Origin of the sequence: Paraburkholderia sp. 32, assembly GCF_050435345.1 — a bacterium.
GTDB classification, from domain to species: Bacteria; Pseudomonadota; Gammaproteobacteria; order Burkholderiales; family Burkholderiaceae; genus Paraburkholderia; species Paraburkholderia tuberum.
In genome coordinates, this window is the sequence record NZ_JBNDKD010000001.1 from 452957 (window position 1) to 467127 (window position 14171).

Here is a 14171-nt window from a genome sequence, read left to right on the forward strand (position 1 = left end):
CGGTCGGGACCATTCTTGTCGTCTGATTAACTGCAATTACAGGAACGCACCGTACAGCTCGAGATGGTGTTCGGTGTTTCCCCAAGTCATGTCGATGCAGGTGAGCCGCTTCACGTACCACCCCACCGCCAGTTCGTCCGTCATGCCCATTCCGCCGTGCAGTTGCACCGCTTGCTGTGCCACGAAGCGTGCACTACGGCCAATGAGCGCCTTTGCGGCTGTAACAGCACGATGGGCTTCCAGGTCATCGTCCTCGCCAAGTTTCGCGGCAGCAAAGAAGACCATCGATTTCGCCTGCTCTACCGCGGTCAAGATATCGGCGGCGCGATGCTGCAGCGCCTGGAACTTGCCGATCGGCGAGCCAAACTGCTTTCGCGTGCGCAGGTATTCAAAGGTCAGATCGCTCAGCCGCGACATCGCGCCGACCGCTTCCGCGCACAGCGCAAAAATGCCTTGATCGACGACCCACTCGAGCAACGGGTAGCCCTGAACGACGGCGCCGATGACAGCCGTTACACCGACGTGTACGTCGTCCAGCACTACCTCGGCGACACGCTGGCCATCGAGTGCCGGAAATCCTTTGACGCTCACGCCTTGCGTTCGCGCATCGACGGCGAAGAGAGTGATGCCGTGCTTGTCGGTCTGCTCGCCTGCGCTACGCGCCGAAACCAGCAGAATGTCCGCGCTGTCGCCGTGCAGTACAACGCCTTTGCGTCCATTCAGGATGAACCCGTCACGCGTTGGCTCGGCCCTCGTCGCAACGTTCCACAAATCGAAACGCGCACCAGGTTCGAGCGTCGCGAGCGCGGTCTTCAGGCTGCCGTCGGCGATACCGGCCAGCAGCTCGGCCTTGCGCGCCTCGTGTCCCGCGCGCCCGATCAGCTTCGCGCCGATCACGGCCGTCGAAACAAACGGCTCCAGTACGAGTCCACGGCCGAAGGCCTCCATCACGAGCATGGTCTCGACCGGGCCCGTGCCAAGGCCACCATGATCCTGCGGCACGTTCAGCGCCAGCACGCCCATTTCGGCCAGCGTCGTCCAGTGCGCAGCCGACCAGCCCTCGGGAGTAGCGGCGAGACGGCGCCTCGCCTCGAAGTCGTATTCCTTTTCGACGAAACGGCCGACCACGTCGGCCAGCATCTGTTCCTCTTCAACCAGCGTGAAGTCCATGGCGTGTCCTCAGATGCCGAGCGCCTGCTTGGCGATGATGTTTTTCTGCACTTCAGTCGAACCGCCGTAGATCGAAATCTTGCGCCAGTCCAGGTAGTGCGCGGCCAGCGCGTTGAGCAGCTCGCCGTTCGCGGTTTCGCCGCGCCAGTGCGCCTCCAGCGCTTCGCTTACAAAAGGCACCGCATAGGGGCCTGCGCATTCCATGATCAGCTCCGTAAGCTCCTGCTGAATCTCCGAACCGCGGATTTTCAGCACCGAAGCCTCCGGTCCGATGGGACGTCCTGCAGTTTCGGCTGAGACGACGCGCAGCAGCGACCATTCGTGCGCGATCAAATCGATTTCCACCCTGGCGATGCGATCGCGAAAGCGAACGTCCTCGATGAGAGGCTTGCCGTGCTTACGCTCGGTGCTGGCAATCTCCTTCAGACGTCGCATGAAACGCTTGCAGTTGCCGAGGCCGGCGATATTGGTCCGCTCGTGGCCGAGCAGATACTTGGCGATCGACCAGCCGCGATGCTCCTCACCGACGAGATTGCTCACTGGCACTGCCACATTGTCGAAGAACACTTCGTTGACGTCGTGGCCGCCGTCAAGCGTGCGGATGGGTCTGACCGTAATGCCGGGCGTCGACATATCGATCAGCAGGAACGAGATGCCTTCCTGTGGGCGGCCGCTGCCATCCGTGCGGACCAGGCAGAAAATCCAGTTCGCCCATTGGGCAAACGAGGTCCAGATCTTCTGGCCGTTGACGACGTAGAACGGTTGACCGTCGCGCTCGACACGGTCCGCACGCGTCTTGAGCGACGCCAGATCGGAACCCGCACCCGGCTCGGAGTAACCCTGACACCACCAGTCCTCCATCGAGATGATGCGCGGCAGGAACCGTTCGCGCTGCGCGTCGGTGCCGAACTTCTGGATTACAGGTCCAACCATCGAAAGGCCAAACGGCATCTGGCGCGGCGCGCCGGCGGTAAAGCATTCCTCGTCGAAAATGTTGCGCTGCGCGGCATTCCAGGCGGCGCCGCCGAATTGCGCGGGCCATGCAGGTGCGCCCCATCCCTTCCCGGCCAGAATGCGTTGCCAGCGCACGTAGTCTTCGCGCGGCACATGGCGGAAGTTCAGCACCCGTTCACGAATGTCGTCGGGCAAATGAGTCGCTACGAATTCGCGCACCGTGGCGCGAAATTCCTTGTCGGCGGGACTCTCTTTCAGGTCCATTTCAGCCTCCCGCCGGGCCGCCCCCAAGGGAGGCTGAAGCCCCCCCGGGGGGCCGCGAACAACAGTGAGCATGGGGGTCGTTTCATTTCAGGCTCCAGTCGCGGCCCGGCAAAGCTCGTTGGCGCTGCCGGGCGCGGTTTCAGGCAATTTCCACGATTCCGTTGTTCAGCACCACCACATCGCGTGCGTCGACGCGCGCCCGCAGATGCAGACGCGTGTCACTGTCCCGCCAGAACTGGAAGCGCACTTCTTCGCCGGGGTACACCGGCGCGGTCAGGCGCAAGGCGAGTCGCTTCAGACGCGTTGCATCGTTGCCCGCGAAGGTGCGAATCGCGGCGTAACCCGCCATGCCATAGGTCGCGAGGCCGTGAAGAATGGGCCGCTTGAATCCGGCTTTCGACGCCACCTCCGGGTCCGCGTGCAGGGGGTTGGCGTCGCCCGAAAGGCGGTAGATCAACGCTGCATGCGCGCCGGTCGAAAACACGTATTCCGCGTCCGGCGCGCGCTCCGGCACAGCCGGAAGGGCTTCGGGCGGCGCGTCGCTCGCGCCCGACCCGGCGCTGAACCCTCCGTCGCCGCGCAGAAAGGACACCTGCCGGACTTCGGCAAGTTGTTCGCCCGTCGAGGCGTCGATGATGTCACGCTTGAGCTCGACGATCGCGCCCTTGCCCGCGCCCTTGTCCGAGATGCGGCTCACCCGCGTCTTGCTGACGATGGTCGCTGCAACCGGCATCGGGCGCATGAAGCGAACGTCCTGCTCACCGTGCACGAGCTTCAGGTAGTCGATGCCCGTACGCGAATCGCGCATCCACGATTTCGGCCATGCGAACGCGGCCGCGCAAGTCGGCATCGCTTGCAGGTCCTTTTCATAGACGTAGCGCAGCTGTTCTGCGTCCAGCGGGTCTGCGCCCAACCCGAGACCCAGCGAATACAGCATCACGTCGCGCTCGCTATATGTCTGCGTGACATCTTCGATCGGCCAGTTCTTGACGACTTCGTAGTTCAGCATGAGGTGGTAGTCCTATGTATGCTCAGTAGTCCGTGAAGTTGGGCTTGCGCTTCTCGAGAAAGCTCGCCATGCCTTCCTTGTAGTCATCGCACTGGTTGGCGATCGGCATGTCCAACCCGGCGTGTATCACCGCCTCGTGGGGCGTCTGGAACGGCACCTCCCAGACCTGCTCCTTCATGATGCGCATCGATCGCGGCGAGCAGAACTCCGCCATTTCGCGCGCGTAGGCATAGGTCTCATCGACCAGCTTGTCCGCCGCAATTGCCCGATTCACGAGTCCCATACGTTCGGCTTCGCGCCCCTTGATCTTGCGTCCCGACAGCAGCAGGTCGAGCGCGTGTGCCTGGCCGACGTGGCGCGCGAGTATCCAGGCCATGCCGTATTCCGCGCTCAGGCCGCGGCGCGCGAATGCCGTCGTGATGGTCGCGTCTTCGGACGCAAAGCGGATGTCGCAGAAAAGGGCGTGGATCAGGCCAATGCCGACAGTGGCGCCGTTGAGCATCGCGATCACCGGCTTCGGAATGGCCGGGTAGTAAGAGCAGCGCGTTTGCCAGTCGGCGCGCTTGCGCATATCGAACGGACGCGGGAGCTTCGTCATGAGCGCGGCGGGATCACCGCCGAAGCTGTGAATATCGCCGCCCGCGCAAAACGCCTTGCCCGCGCCGGTGAAAATGATGACGCGAACGCCACGGTCCGAGCCGGCCGCCTGCATTGCCTCGTACACTTCGGTCGCCACCTGGTCGTTCCAGGTGTTCATGTGTTCCGGACGGTTCAGCGTGATCGTCGCTACCCGGTCCTTGACGTCGTACAGAATGGTCTCGAAGCGCATCAGATCCCTCCAAAGCTCAGAATGAACGCGGCAGGTCGAGCACGTGCTCGGCGACGTAGGACAGGATCAGGTTCGTCGAAATCGGCGCCACCTGATAGAGCCGGGTTTCGCGGAACTTGCGCTCGACATCGTATTCGCAAGCGAAACCGAAGCCGCCATGGGTCTGCAGACAGGCATTGGCGGCTTTCCACGAAGCCGTGGCCGCGAGATGCTTCGCCATGTTCGCTTCCGCGCCGCACGGTTGATGGTTGTCGAACAGTTCGCAGGCCTTGTAGCGCATCAGATCCGCCGCGCGCACGTCGATGTAGGCCTCGGCGATCGGGAACTGGATGCCCTGGTTCATACCGATGGGCCGGTCGAACACGATACGCTCGCTGGCGTATTTCGACGCGCGCTCGACGAACCAGTAGCCGTCGCCGATGCACTCGGCCGCGATCAGTGCGCGCTCGGCGTTGAGTCCGTCGAGGATGTACTTGAAGCCCTTGCCTTCTTCGCCAATCAGGTTCTCTTCAGGAATCTCCAGATTGTCGAAGAACAGTTCGTTCGTCTCGTGATTGACCATGTTCGGAATCGGCCGCACGGTCAGGCCATTGCCGATAGCCTGGTGCAGGTCCACGAGAAAGCACGACAGCCCATCCGACTTCTTCTTCACGTCCGACAACGGCGTGGTGCGTGCGAGCAGGATCATCATGTCCGAATGCTGCACGCGTGATATCCACACCTTCTGGCCGTTCACCACGTACCGGTCGTCTCTTTTTACAGCAGTGGTCTTCAGCTTCGTCGTGTCCGTTCCGGTGGTCGGTTCGGTCACAGCCATCGATTGCAGACGCAATTCTCCGCTCGCGATCTTCGGCAGGTATTTGCGCTTTTGCGGCTCCGAGCCGTTTCTGAGCAGCGTATTCATGTTGTACATCTGGCCATGACAAAAGCCAGAGTTGCCGCCGTTGCGGTTGATTTCCTCCATGATCACGGACGCCTCGGTCAACCCGAGACCTGAACCGCCATACTCCTGAGGGATCAGCGCGGCCATCCAGCCGGCCTTCGTCAGCGCGTCCACAAACGCCTCGGGATAGACGCGCTCGTGATCGATACGGCGCCAGTACTCGTCCGGGTACGCCTTCGAGAGGTCGCGCAAGGCGTCGCGCAGTTCCTGATATTGATCGGGTGGGGAAATTCGGCTCATGAATGGTTTCCGTTTGCTTGGCTGGACGCGCGGCTCACGCTGCTGCATCGATCAGTCCGCCTGCATTGGCGAGCTGGGTCAGATGATGTTCGGTCGAGCCGAACTGGATATCGATCACGCTCAGGCGTCTCAGGTAGTGACCGATCTTGCACTCCTCGGTCATCCCGATGCCGCCGTGCAATTGCACGCCTTGTTGACCGACGAACCGGCCCGAGCGCCCGATCTGCACTTTCGCCGCCGACATACTGCGATCGCGTTCCGCCGGGTCCGGCTCCTCGCTCATCATGGTCGCGAAGAGCGCCATGCTGCGCGCCTGCTCCACCATGACGAGCATGTCGACCGCGCGATGCTGGAGCGCCTGGAATGATCCGATAGGCACCCCGAACTGCTTGCGGACCTTCAGGTACTCCACGGTTTCTTCGTGCGCAGCTGCCATTGCACCTACGGCTTCCGCGCTCACCGCCGCGATCGCGTGCGCAACGACCGTTTCGATGAGCGGCAATGCAGCGCCCGCCAGGCCCAGAACGTCGCTATCCGGAACGCGCACCCGCGACAACTCGACGTCGGCCGCACGCAGCCGGTCTTGCGTCGGATACGTGTGGCGCGTCACGCCCTGCGCGTCGGCCCTGACCACGAACAGCCCGATGCCGTCACGCTCGCGCCTACCACCGGACACGCGCGCCGACACCACGAGAACGTCGGCGCTGCCGCCGTGGAGCACAACGCGCTTGGCGCCGTCGAGCACCCAGCCGGCGGCTTCGCGTCGTGCCGAGGTCGCAACGTCCGCCAGGTCATACCGCGCCTGCGCCTCGCTGTGTGCGAACGCCATCTGCAACTCGCCCTGCGCAATCTGCGGCAGAATCGCCGCGCGTTGCGCCGCGTTGCCGCCGAGCCGCACCAAGCCGCCGCCCAGCACGACCGTCGCGAGATACGGTTCGACCGCGAGAGCGCGACCCAACGCCTCCATCACGATCATCGTTTCGACAGGGCCGCAGTGGCTGCCGCCGTATTCCTCGTCAAACGAAAGGCCCAGCAGACCCATGTCGGCGTAACGCGCCCAAAGCTCGCGGCTGAAACCGTCCGGCTCAGCGAGATACTTCGCGCGCTGCTCGAACCCGTACTCGTCTTTGACGAGCCGGTCGACGCTGTCCTTGAGCATGCGTTGCTCATCGGTGAAATCAAAGTCCATATCTGATGCTTCTCCGCAGTTCGCCCGTCGCTCAAAGTCCAAGTACGGACTTGGCGAGAATGTTCTTCTGAATCTCGTTGGAGCCGCCCACGATCGAGACGTGGCGCGCGAAGTAGTGATTCGGCGCAACGGTGAGCGCCCATTCGGGTTCGCGAACCGGATCGGCAAGCCCACGCAGGAAGTCGAGGTCGAGCGGTAGAGCATCCGGCCCTGCCACCTCGAGGAGCAATTCAGCTGCGAGTTGCTGCAGCTCCGAACCCTTGATCTTCAGGATCGAGGTCTTCGGGTCGGGCACGTGGCTCTGCTGCGCGCTGCTCTCGGCGATTACGCGCATCTGCGTCATCTCCAAAGCCTTCAGTTCCACCTCTACGGCCGTGACTCGTTCGCGAAAACGCGGGTCATCCCATAGCACACCGTCGCCACAGGGCACGCGCTTCGCCAGATCCTTCGCGTGACGCACGCGCATCTTCGAAACGCCTACGCGCGCAATGCCGCTGCGTTCGTTGCCAAGGAGATACTTCGCGTAATCCCAACCCTTGTTCTCTTCGCCAATTCGATTCGCAACCGGCACGCGCACGTTGTCGAAGAACACCTCGTTGGTTTCATGGTGGCCGTCGATCGTGACGATCGGGCGCACGGTCAGGCCCGGTGTCTTCATGTCGATCAGAAGGTACGTGATGCCCTGCTGCTTCTTGCCGCTCGAATCCGTGCGTACGAGACAGAACATCCAGTCCGCGTGATGCGCCGTCGAAGTCCAGAGCTTCTGGCCGTTGATGACATAGTGGTCCCCGTCGCGCACCGCCTGGGTTCGCAGCGCGGCCAGGTCCGAACCGGCTCCGGGCTCGGAGAATCCCTGGCAGAACCAGTATTCGAGGCTCGCGATGCGAGGCAGGAAATGGCGCTTTTGCTCCTCGCTGCCGAACGCGATCAAAACCGGACCGATCATGTTCACGTTGAATGACAGCGTCTCGGGCGCCGGGGCCATGTGCAGCTCTTCCTTGAAGATGTATTGCTGCACCGCGCTCCAGCCCGTCCCGCCCCACGCCTTGTCCCACGCCGGCGTCGCCCAGCCGCGCTCGTAGAGCATGCGTTGCCAGCGGCGCAGGTCGGCCGCCGAATAGCGCTGCCCCAAGGTAGCTTTGCGTCGGATGTCGGCCGGCAGCGCTTCCTTGAAGAAGGCTCTGACCTCATTGCGGAACGCCAGCTCTTCGTCGGTATATCGCAGATCCATGAGTGTCTCGTTTCGTCTTTATGGGTCGCCTGTCGGGTGCGGCTCAGGCCAGCGTTCCCGCTTCTTTCAACTCGCCAATGCGGCCCGGTTCGAGCCATGCCGCCAGCGCGGCGTCGATCGTGGTCGCGTCGGGCGCCTCGGGCGCCGTCGGCTTCGCGGGCACCGTGGCGGAGAAGCGCGGCGCCGGCGCGGGCTGCACGATGCCGTCCACTTCGATGAACGTGCCGCGCGCCTTCAGATGCGCATGCTCGGGTGCCTCGGTCCACGACAGAACCGGTGCGAAGCACGCGTCCGTGTGTTCGAGCAAGGTGGTCCATTGCTCGCGTGTGCGTCGCTTGAATTTCAGCGCGAACAGTGCGCGCGCGGCGGGCCAGTTGCTTGCGTCGAGCTGCGTACCCAGCGTTTGCGGATCGATGTCGAGCAGGCGGAGGAGTTCGAGATAGAACTTGTCCTCGATGGGGCCGACCGTAATCCACTTGCCGTCCGCGCATTCATAAACGTCGTAGAAGTGCGATCCCGAATCCGTGATATTCGTCCCGCGCCCGTCGCGCCAGATGCCGGCAGCCTGCATGCCGAAGAACGTGGTAGCAAGGTTGGCCGTGCCGTCGACGATCGCGGCATCCACGATCTGTCCCGCGCCGCCGTTGCGCGCATGCAGGATCGCCGCCAGGAGCCCCATTGCAAGGTACAGCGAACCGCCCGCATAGTCGCCGATCAGATTCAGCGGTATCGACGGTGGCTGATCGCGGCGGCCAATTGCGTTGAGGACGCCGGTGATCGCGATGTAGTTCAGGTCATGCCCGGCGTACTGCGCGAGCGGACCTTCCTGGCCCCAACCCGTGATGCGTCCGTAAGCGAGCTTCGGATTGCGTTCGAGGCAGGCCTGCGGGCCCAGCCCGAGTCGCTCGGTTACGCCGGGTCGGAAACCTTCTATCAGGGCATCGGCGCGCTCCACCAGCGTGAGCACGAGTTCGACGGCCTTCGGGTCTTTCAGGTCGAGCGCAATCGTCTTCCGGTTGCGCAGCAACAGGTTGTAGCGCAGCGGACGCTCGATACCGAGCTTGACCGGCTGGCGACGTTCGATGCGCAACACCGTCGCACCCAGATCGGCGAGCAGCATCGCCGCCATGGGCCCCGGGCCGATGCCGGCCAGCTCGATGATGCGAACTCCTGCAAGCGGACCCATGGTTCAACCCTTGCGAGCGTGGGCGCGCATGGCGTCCCATTGCTCGTCGGTCCAGTCCTGCATCGCACGGAAGGTCGGGCCGCCAACCCCCTGCATCCAGCGGCCGCCGTCGATCACGATCATGTCGCCGGTGATGTAGCCGGAGCCATTGGACGCCAGATAAGCGTAGAGATTGGCAAGTTCCGCGTGATCGCCGAAGCGCCGCAGCGGCACCGAGCGCTCCTGCGGTTCGACCTGCGAGCCCGGCGGGTACAACTGCTCCCATGCGCCCGGCGTCGGGAACAGTCCGGGCGCCACCGCGTTCAGGCGAATGCCCTTCGGGCCCCACTCGACCGCAAGGCTGCGGGTCATGGCGAGAATACCCGCCTTCGCGGCCGCGGACGGCACGGTAAAGGCCGAGCCGGTCATCGTGGGCGTCGATACGGTACTGATCACGTTGCCCGGGTGACCCGCGTCGATCCAGCGCTTGCCCGCCGCGATCGTGCAATAGAAGCTGCCGTGCAGCACGATGTCGAGCACCGCATCCACCGCGCGCGCCGACAGGCTTTCCGTGCGCGCGATGAAGTTGGCCGCCGCGTTGTTCAGCAATACGTCGAGCGGACCATCCCGCCAGATCGTCTCCATCATCGACTCGACGGACTCGGCGCTGCGCACGTCCGCCTGCACCGTCGTGACACGCGCGCCAGGCACGACGCCGCGAAACTCGTCGGCCGTCGCGTCCAGCACTTCCTTGCGGCGACCGCAGATGACGAGATCGGCGCCCAGTTCGAGGTAGCGCAGGCCGATACTCTTACCAAGGCCGGTGCCTCCCCCGGTGATGAGGATTCGTTTGTTCTTCAGCAGGTCAGGCGTAAACATATGCGTTGAACTTCCAGTAGGGACAGCAACGGAGAATGGCAGCGTCAGGCACCCGTGAAAACCGGCTTGCGTTTTTCCATGAAGGCCGTCACCGCCTCCGCGTGGTCGCTCGTTTGACGGGTCAGCGGATTGAGGTCAGTTTCGAGGCGGCATGCGTCTTCGATCGAATTGCCCGCATTGACGAGGCTCGCCTTCAGGAGCGCCAGCGTCACTGGCGGATAGTTCGCGAAGCGCGCCGCGGCCTCGATCGCCGCATCGAGCGCGCCGCCGCTCGCGACCACCTCGCTGACCAGGCCGATGCGGCGCGCCGTGGCCGCGTCGATGACATCGCCTTTCAGCATCAACTCACGCGCCTTGCTGCCGCCGACCTTTTGCGGCAGCGTCCATAGAATTCCCGTGTCGGGAAGCAGTCCGACCTTGCCGAACGCACATGAGTACTTCGCGGTATCGGCACCGACCACGACATCGCATGCAGCCGCCAGCGACAGCCCCGCTCCATAGCACGTGCCCTCCACCGCCGCGACGACCGGCTTCGTGCCCGTATAAATCAGCTTGAACAGACGCACGCCCACCGCGATGCGCTCACGAAGCGCCAGCAACCGTAGAGTGGTCGCGTGCATTTCGGACAGGTCGCCGCCCGCGCAAAAATGGCCGCCCGCGCCTGTCAGCACAATGGCGCGCGTTTGCGGATCGTCGTGCATCAGCCGGTGCAAGACCTCGGTCAGCGCAACGCGCATCCTCATGGAGAACGCGTTGCGGCGCTCGGGGTAGTTCATCGTGACAATGCTCACGTCGCCTTGACGGCGCACCTGCACGATCTCGTCGGCGCCCGCGGCTTTTTCCTTCTGCTCGATACTCATCGCATTGCTCCCCGCGCTCACTCACCCGTGAAGACCGGTTTGGTCTTTTCCATAAACGCCTTACAGGCAGCCTGATGGTCTTTCGACCGACGCAGGATGGGCTGATAGTCGATCTCGGCTCGCAGCGCGCCTTCCATGGTCGTCGCCGCGTTGGTCAGCGCGTCCTTCAGCAGCGCCACGCCGAGCGGCGGCAAGTCGGCAAGACCGCGCGCAACTTCAATTGCCTTTGCGCGCGCAGTACCCGGCCCGACGACTTCGTTGGCAAGGTGAATCGTTCCGGCCTTGTCGCCGTCGATTTCAGTGGCGAGCGAGAGCATCTCCCTCGCGCGAGCCATGCCGATGCGCTTCGGAAGCGTCCACAGAATGCCGGTGTCCGGAATCAGGCCGACGCGCAGAAACGCCGCGCAAAAGCGTGCATTCGACGCAGCCACGACATAGTCGGTCGCGACCGCGAGCGACAGCCCGGCGCCGAAGGCTACGCCTTCCACGGCCGCCACGACCGGCTTGGGTCCCGCCTGCATTTCACGCACTACCACGCACGACTCCGCCAGAATCTCGCGGCTTTGCAGGATCGTGCGCTGCGTCATCTCGGAGATGTCGGCGCCGGCGCAAAAGTGCTCGCCCGCGCCCGTCAGGACGATTGCCCGCGAGTCCGGATCGCCCACCATCAGCCGATGCATCGTGTCGCGCAACAACTGACGCATCCGACGTCCCATCGCGTTGCGGCGTCGGGGATTGTTTAGCGTCACGATCGCGACCGGTCCCTCGCGGGTCACCTCGATCAGCGACGTCGTATCGTTTTCTGCCGTTTCTTTTTCGCTCATGTTGGCTTCCTTCAGTCGGCCACGAACACCGGCTTGCGCTTTTCCATGAAGGCGCTCACGGCCTCCTGGTGTTCGCGGCTGCGGCGCAGGATGGGCTGCAGGTTGACTTCCGCTTCGATGGCGTCGTCGAGCGTACGGATGCCCGTCGCGAGCGCGGCCTTCAGGTGCGCGGTGGCCACCGAGGGCAGTTCCGCGTACTGTTGCGCCACCTTCGAGGCCGCGTTCAGCGCCTCGCCGGGCTCGACGACCTGATTGGCAAAACCGGTCTCGCCCGCTTCGACGCCGTTGAACTCACGAGCACTCAACATGAGCTCGCGTGCAAGGCCACCGCCCACGCGCTGCGACAACGACCAATAGAGCCCCGTATCGGGCAGCAGCCCGACCTTGACGAACGCGCTCGCATAGCGCGCGGCCGATGACGTGACGACATGATCGCAAGCGGCGGCGAGCGACAGACCAGCGCCAAACGCAAACCCTTCGACGGCGGCGACGATCGCTTTCGGGCCTTCCACCATCAGTCTGAAGATATCGAGCGGCAGTTCATTGCGCTGCCGATATTCGAGCACCTTGCGCGTCTGCATCTCCGAGATGTCCCCACCCGCGCAAAACGTATTGCCCGCGCCGGTCAGTACGATCGCACGGCAGGCTTCCTCATGATGCATCAGGCGATAAAGCCGCGCGTACAACGTCTCGCGCATCTTTAGCGAAAACGCGTTTCGCCGTTGGGGATAGTTCAATGTGACGATCGCGATTGCACCGTCTTGCCGGACCTGTACGATCTCTGCTGCATCGTTGCTGGTCTCTTCGCTCATCTGTCCGTCTCCTGTCGATCGGGGTTAGCGCTTTAGCGCTTACTCCGATCCCATGCAAAGCTGTTGACAGTGACCCTGGCGGGCGGCGTGTCTTACAGCGTGTCTTTACAGGGTTTCCTGCGTCCCGAGAATCACCGTGGCCTGGCTCGAAAGCACACCACCGTTACCGTGCGCGATCGCCAGTTTCGCACCGGGTATCTGGCGCTCACCAGCGCGGCCCGTCAATTGCCGCATCGATTCTTCCATCAGGAACAGCCCATACATGCCGGGGTGAACGCACGACAAACCCCCGCCGTTCGTATTGACCGCGAGCCGGCCGCCCGGCGCGATGCCGCCGTCTGAAACAAAGCGGCCGCCTTCGCCTTTAGGGCAAAAGCCGAGGTCTTCGAGAAACAGAATGGTGTTGATCGTGAAGGCGTCGTACAGCATCGCGACATCGATATCGTTCGCCTTCACGCCCGCCATTTGATACGCACGCCTGCCCGATTCCGCTGCGGCAGTCACCGTGAGATCCGGCATGCTCGCGATTTCGCGGTGCGAAGTGGCCGAGGCCGCGCCGAGCAGATACACCGGCTTGTCGGTGAGATCACGCGCTCGACCGGCGCGCACCATGACGATCGCTGCCGCGCCATCCGTCACGAGGCAGCAATCGCGCACGGAAAGCGGATCCGACACGAGGCGCGCGCCCATCACGTCGTCGATCGACATTGGCGTGCGCATATACGCATCCGGATTCAGTTGCGCCCACTTGCGGGCGGCGACGGCCACCTCGGCCAGATGCTCACGCTTCGTGCCGTACTGATGCATATGACGCGCCGCCGCAAGCGCATACGACGACACCGGATTCATCGGCTTATACGGGCTCTCCCACGGCGAAGGACGCGACGACTGCACGAGCTTGCCCGCCGCGCTGCGCTGATTGCTCCCATATGCAATCAAGGCAACATCGATCTGTCCCGTACACAACGCCATGGCCGCCGTGTGCGCGTAGATTTCGAACGCCGATCCGCCGCTTCGGTTGTTGTCGGTGAACTTCGGGTTAATACCGAGGTATTCGGCAAACGTGAGACCCGACAGCATGTCGTCCGGTGTGCACACGAAAAGGCCGTCTACATCGCCAGGCGTAAGTCCCACCTGGGCGAGCGCGTCAACGGACGCACGCGCAGCAAGGTCCAGCGACGACAAGCCAGGTGCTTCCCCCATCCCATAGGTGGCGCCCGCCACCAGTGCGGTACGCCCGCGCAAGTTGAATTCCATTCGATCTACCTTTCATCGGTGTGACCGGCTGTTCACGGCCGGCTGCGGGTTAGCGGGCGTCAGGCTGGTTCGAACACAAGCAATGCCGCTTCCCCTCGGTACACGATCTTCGCCTGCACCGGCATGCCGATGCGCACGGCTTCCGGCTCGATGCCCTCCACACAACTCAGCATGCGCACACCTTCTTCCAGATCGATCACTGCGACGTTGTAGCTGGGCGTGGGCGATTTCTGGCGCACCACGGTAGTGGAATAAACCGTCCCCTTCCCGCAGGCTTCGACCCACTCCAGATCGCGCATCCCGGTAACCGGCTCAGCCACCCGCGGGTAGAAGACATAGCGGCCGCTGCCGCGGCTGCGCTGGATCATCAAGCGGCCCTCGGCCAGGAATTTCTGATAATCGACTTCAGGACAAAGAGAGTCCATTCCCCTCTCCTCCAAATTGTTTTGCCATGGGCTCGCGCCGAATCGAGCCGTTCTGTCGGGCCAAAATTGAACAAATAACCGAACACTGTTCCAAATCTTAAACGCACTGGGAGCGCGCTG

14 protein-coding genes are annotated in these 14171 nt (G+C 63.3%); all 14 read right to left on the reverse strand.

Annotation, left to right across the window (positions count from 1 at the left end):
* Positions 1 to 36 precede the first annotated feature (36 nt).
* Positions 37 to 1170, reverse strand: coding sequence for an acyl-CoA dehydrogenase family protein (locus tag OKW26_RS02075; RefSeq protein ID WP_429352519.1), 1134 nt, complete (start codon positions 1168 to 1170; stop codon positions 37 to 39).
* A gap of 9 nt (positions 1171 to 1179) precedes the next feature.
* A complete protein-coding gene (locus tag OKW26_RS02080; RefSeq protein WP_184062012.1) occupies positions 1180 to 2388 on the reverse strand; it encodes an acyl-CoA dehydrogenase family protein in 1209 nt (402 codons plus the stop codon).
* Positions 2389 to 2527: 139 nt separating this feature from the next.
* The gene (locus tag OKW26_RS02085; protein WP_429352520.1) at positions 2528 to 3397 is read right to left on the reverse strand and encodes a MaoC/PaaZ C-terminal domain-containing protein; all 870 of its coding nucleotides are present in this window, start codon (positions 3395 to 3397) and stop codon (positions 2528 to 2530) included.
* 22 nt (positions 3398 to 3419) lie between these two features.
* The gene (locus tag OKW26_RS02090; protein WP_429352521.1) at positions 3420 to 4226 is read right to left on the reverse strand and encodes an enoyl-CoA hydratase; all 807 of its coding nucleotides are present in this window, start codon (positions 4224 to 4226) and stop codon (positions 3420 to 3422) included.
* A gap of 16 nt (positions 4227 to 4242) precedes the next feature.
* Entirely contained in the window at positions 4243 to 5409 is a 1167-nt protein-coding gene (locus tag OKW26_RS02095) for an acyl-CoA dehydrogenase family protein (protein ID WP_429352522.1), read from the reverse strand.
* Between the two features lie 34 nt (positions 5410 to 5443).
* A complete protein-coding gene (locus OKW26_RS02100; protein ID WP_429352523.1) occupies positions 5444 to 6598 on the reverse strand; it encodes an acyl-CoA dehydrogenase family protein in 1155 nt (384 codons plus the stop codon).
* A 31-nt stretch (positions 6599 to 6629) separates the two neighbouring features.
* On the reverse strand, positions 6630 to 7829 hold the full coding sequence (locus OKW26_RS02105; protein WP_429352524.1) for an acyl-CoA dehydrogenase family protein: 1200 nt from the start codon (positions 7827 to 7829) through the stop codon (positions 6630 to 6632).
* Between the two features lie 43 nt (positions 7830 to 7872).
* Entirely contained in the window at positions 7873 to 9015 is a 1143-nt protein-coding gene (locus OKW26_RS02110; RefSeq protein WP_429352525.1) for a CaiB/BaiF CoA transferase family protein, read from the reverse strand.
* Positions 9016 to 9018: 3 nt separating this feature from the next.
* Positions 9019 to 9873: an SDR family oxidoreductase gene (locus OKW26_RS02115; protein ID WP_184061961.1), complete on the reverse strand. Its 855-nt coding sequence runs from the start codon at positions 9871 to 9873 to the stop codon at positions 9019 to 9021.
* A gap of 44 nt (positions 9874 to 9917) precedes the next feature.
* Complete coding sequence (locus tag OKW26_RS02120; protein WP_429352526.1) at positions 9918 to 10733, reverse strand: enoyl-CoA hydratase/isomerase family protein; 816 nt, start codon at positions 10731 to 10733, stop codon at positions 9918 to 9920.
* A 17-nt stretch (positions 10734 to 10750) separates the two neighbouring features.
* A complete protein-coding gene (locus OKW26_RS02125; RefSeq protein WP_429352527.1) occupies positions 10751 to 11557 on the reverse strand; it encodes an enoyl-CoA hydratase/isomerase family protein in 807 nt (268 codons plus the stop codon).
* Between the two features lie 11 nt (positions 11558 to 11568).
* Entirely contained in the window at positions 11569 to 12369 is an 801-nt protein-coding gene (locus tag OKW26_RS02130) for an enoyl-CoA hydratase/isomerase family protein (protein WP_429352528.1), read from the reverse strand.
* Positions 12370 to 12474: 105 nt separating this feature from the next.
* Entirely contained in the window at positions 12475 to 13626 is a 1152-nt protein-coding gene (locus OKW26_RS02135; protein WP_429352529.1) for a thiolase, read from the reverse strand.
* Between the two features lie 59 nt (positions 13627 to 13685).
* Entirely contained in the window at positions 13686 to 14051 is a 366-nt protein-coding gene (locus tag OKW26_RS02140; RefSeq protein ID WP_184061966.1) for a Zn-ribbon domain-containing OB-fold protein, read from the reverse strand.
* Between the last annotated feature and the right edge of the window lie 120 nt (positions 14052 to 14171).

What these genes read in the sequence shown, in the direction of transcription:
- OKW26_RS02080 (WP_184062012.1), bottom strand. Translation starts at nt 2,388, where the DNA reads ATGGACCTGAAAGAGAGTCCCGCCGACAAGGAATTTCGCGCCACGGTG.
- OKW26_RS02090 (WP_429352521.1), bottom strand. Translation starts at nt 4,226, where the DNA reads ATGCGCTTCGAGACCATTCTGTACGACGTCAAGGACCGGGTAGCGACG.
- OKW26_RS02135 (WP_429352529.1), bottom strand. Translation starts at nt 13,626, where the DNA reads ATGGAATTCAACTTGCGCGGGCGTACCGCACTGGTGGCGGGCGCCACC.
- OKW26_RS02110 (WP_429352525.1), bottom strand. Translation starts at nt 9,015, where the DNA reads ATGGGTCCGCTTGCAGGAGTTCGCATCATCGAGCTGGCCGGCATCGGC.
- OKW26_RS02140 (WP_184061966.1), bottom strand. Translation starts at nt 14,051, where the DNA reads ATGGACTCTCTTTGTCCTGAAGTCGATTATCAGAAATTCCTGGCCGAG.
- OKW26_RS02095 (WP_429352522.1), bottom strand. Translation starts at nt 5,409, where the DNA reads ATGAGCCGAATTTCCCCACCCGATCAATATCAGGAACTGCGCGACGCC.
- OKW26_RS02120 (WP_429352526.1), bottom strand. Translation starts at nt 10,733, where the DNA reads ATGAGTATCGAGCAGAAGGAAAAAGCCGCGGGCGCCGACGAGATCGTG.
- OKW26_RS02115 (WP_184061961.1), bottom strand. Translation starts at nt 9,873, where the DNA reads ATGTTTACGCCTGACCTGCTGAAGAACAAACGAATCCTCATCACCGGG.
- OKW26_RS02100 (WP_429352523.1), bottom strand. Translation starts at nt 6,598, where the DNA reads ATGGACTTTGATTTCACCGATGAGCAACGCATGCTCAAGGACAGCGTC.
- OKW26_RS02105 (WP_429352524.1), bottom strand. Translation starts at nt 7,829, where the DNA reads ATGGATCTGCGATATACCGACGAAGAGCTGGCGTTCCGCAATGAGGTC.
- OKW26_RS02085 (WP_429352520.1), bottom strand. Translation starts at nt 3,397, where the DNA reads ATGCTGAACTACGAAGTCGTCAAGAACTGGCCGATCGAAGATGTCACG.
- OKW26_RS02130 (WP_429352528.1), bottom strand. Translation starts at nt 12,369, where the DNA reads ATGAGCGAAGAGACCAGCAACGATGCAGCAGAGATCGTACAGGTCCGG.
- OKW26_RS02075 (WP_429352519.1), bottom strand. Translation starts at nt 1,170, where the DNA reads ATGGACTTCACGCTGGTTGAAGAGGAACAGATGCTGGCCGACGTGGTC.
- OKW26_RS02125 (WP_429352527.1), bottom strand. Translation starts at nt 11,557, where the DNA reads ATGAGCGAAAAAGAAACGGCAGAAAACGATACGACGTCGCTGATCGAG.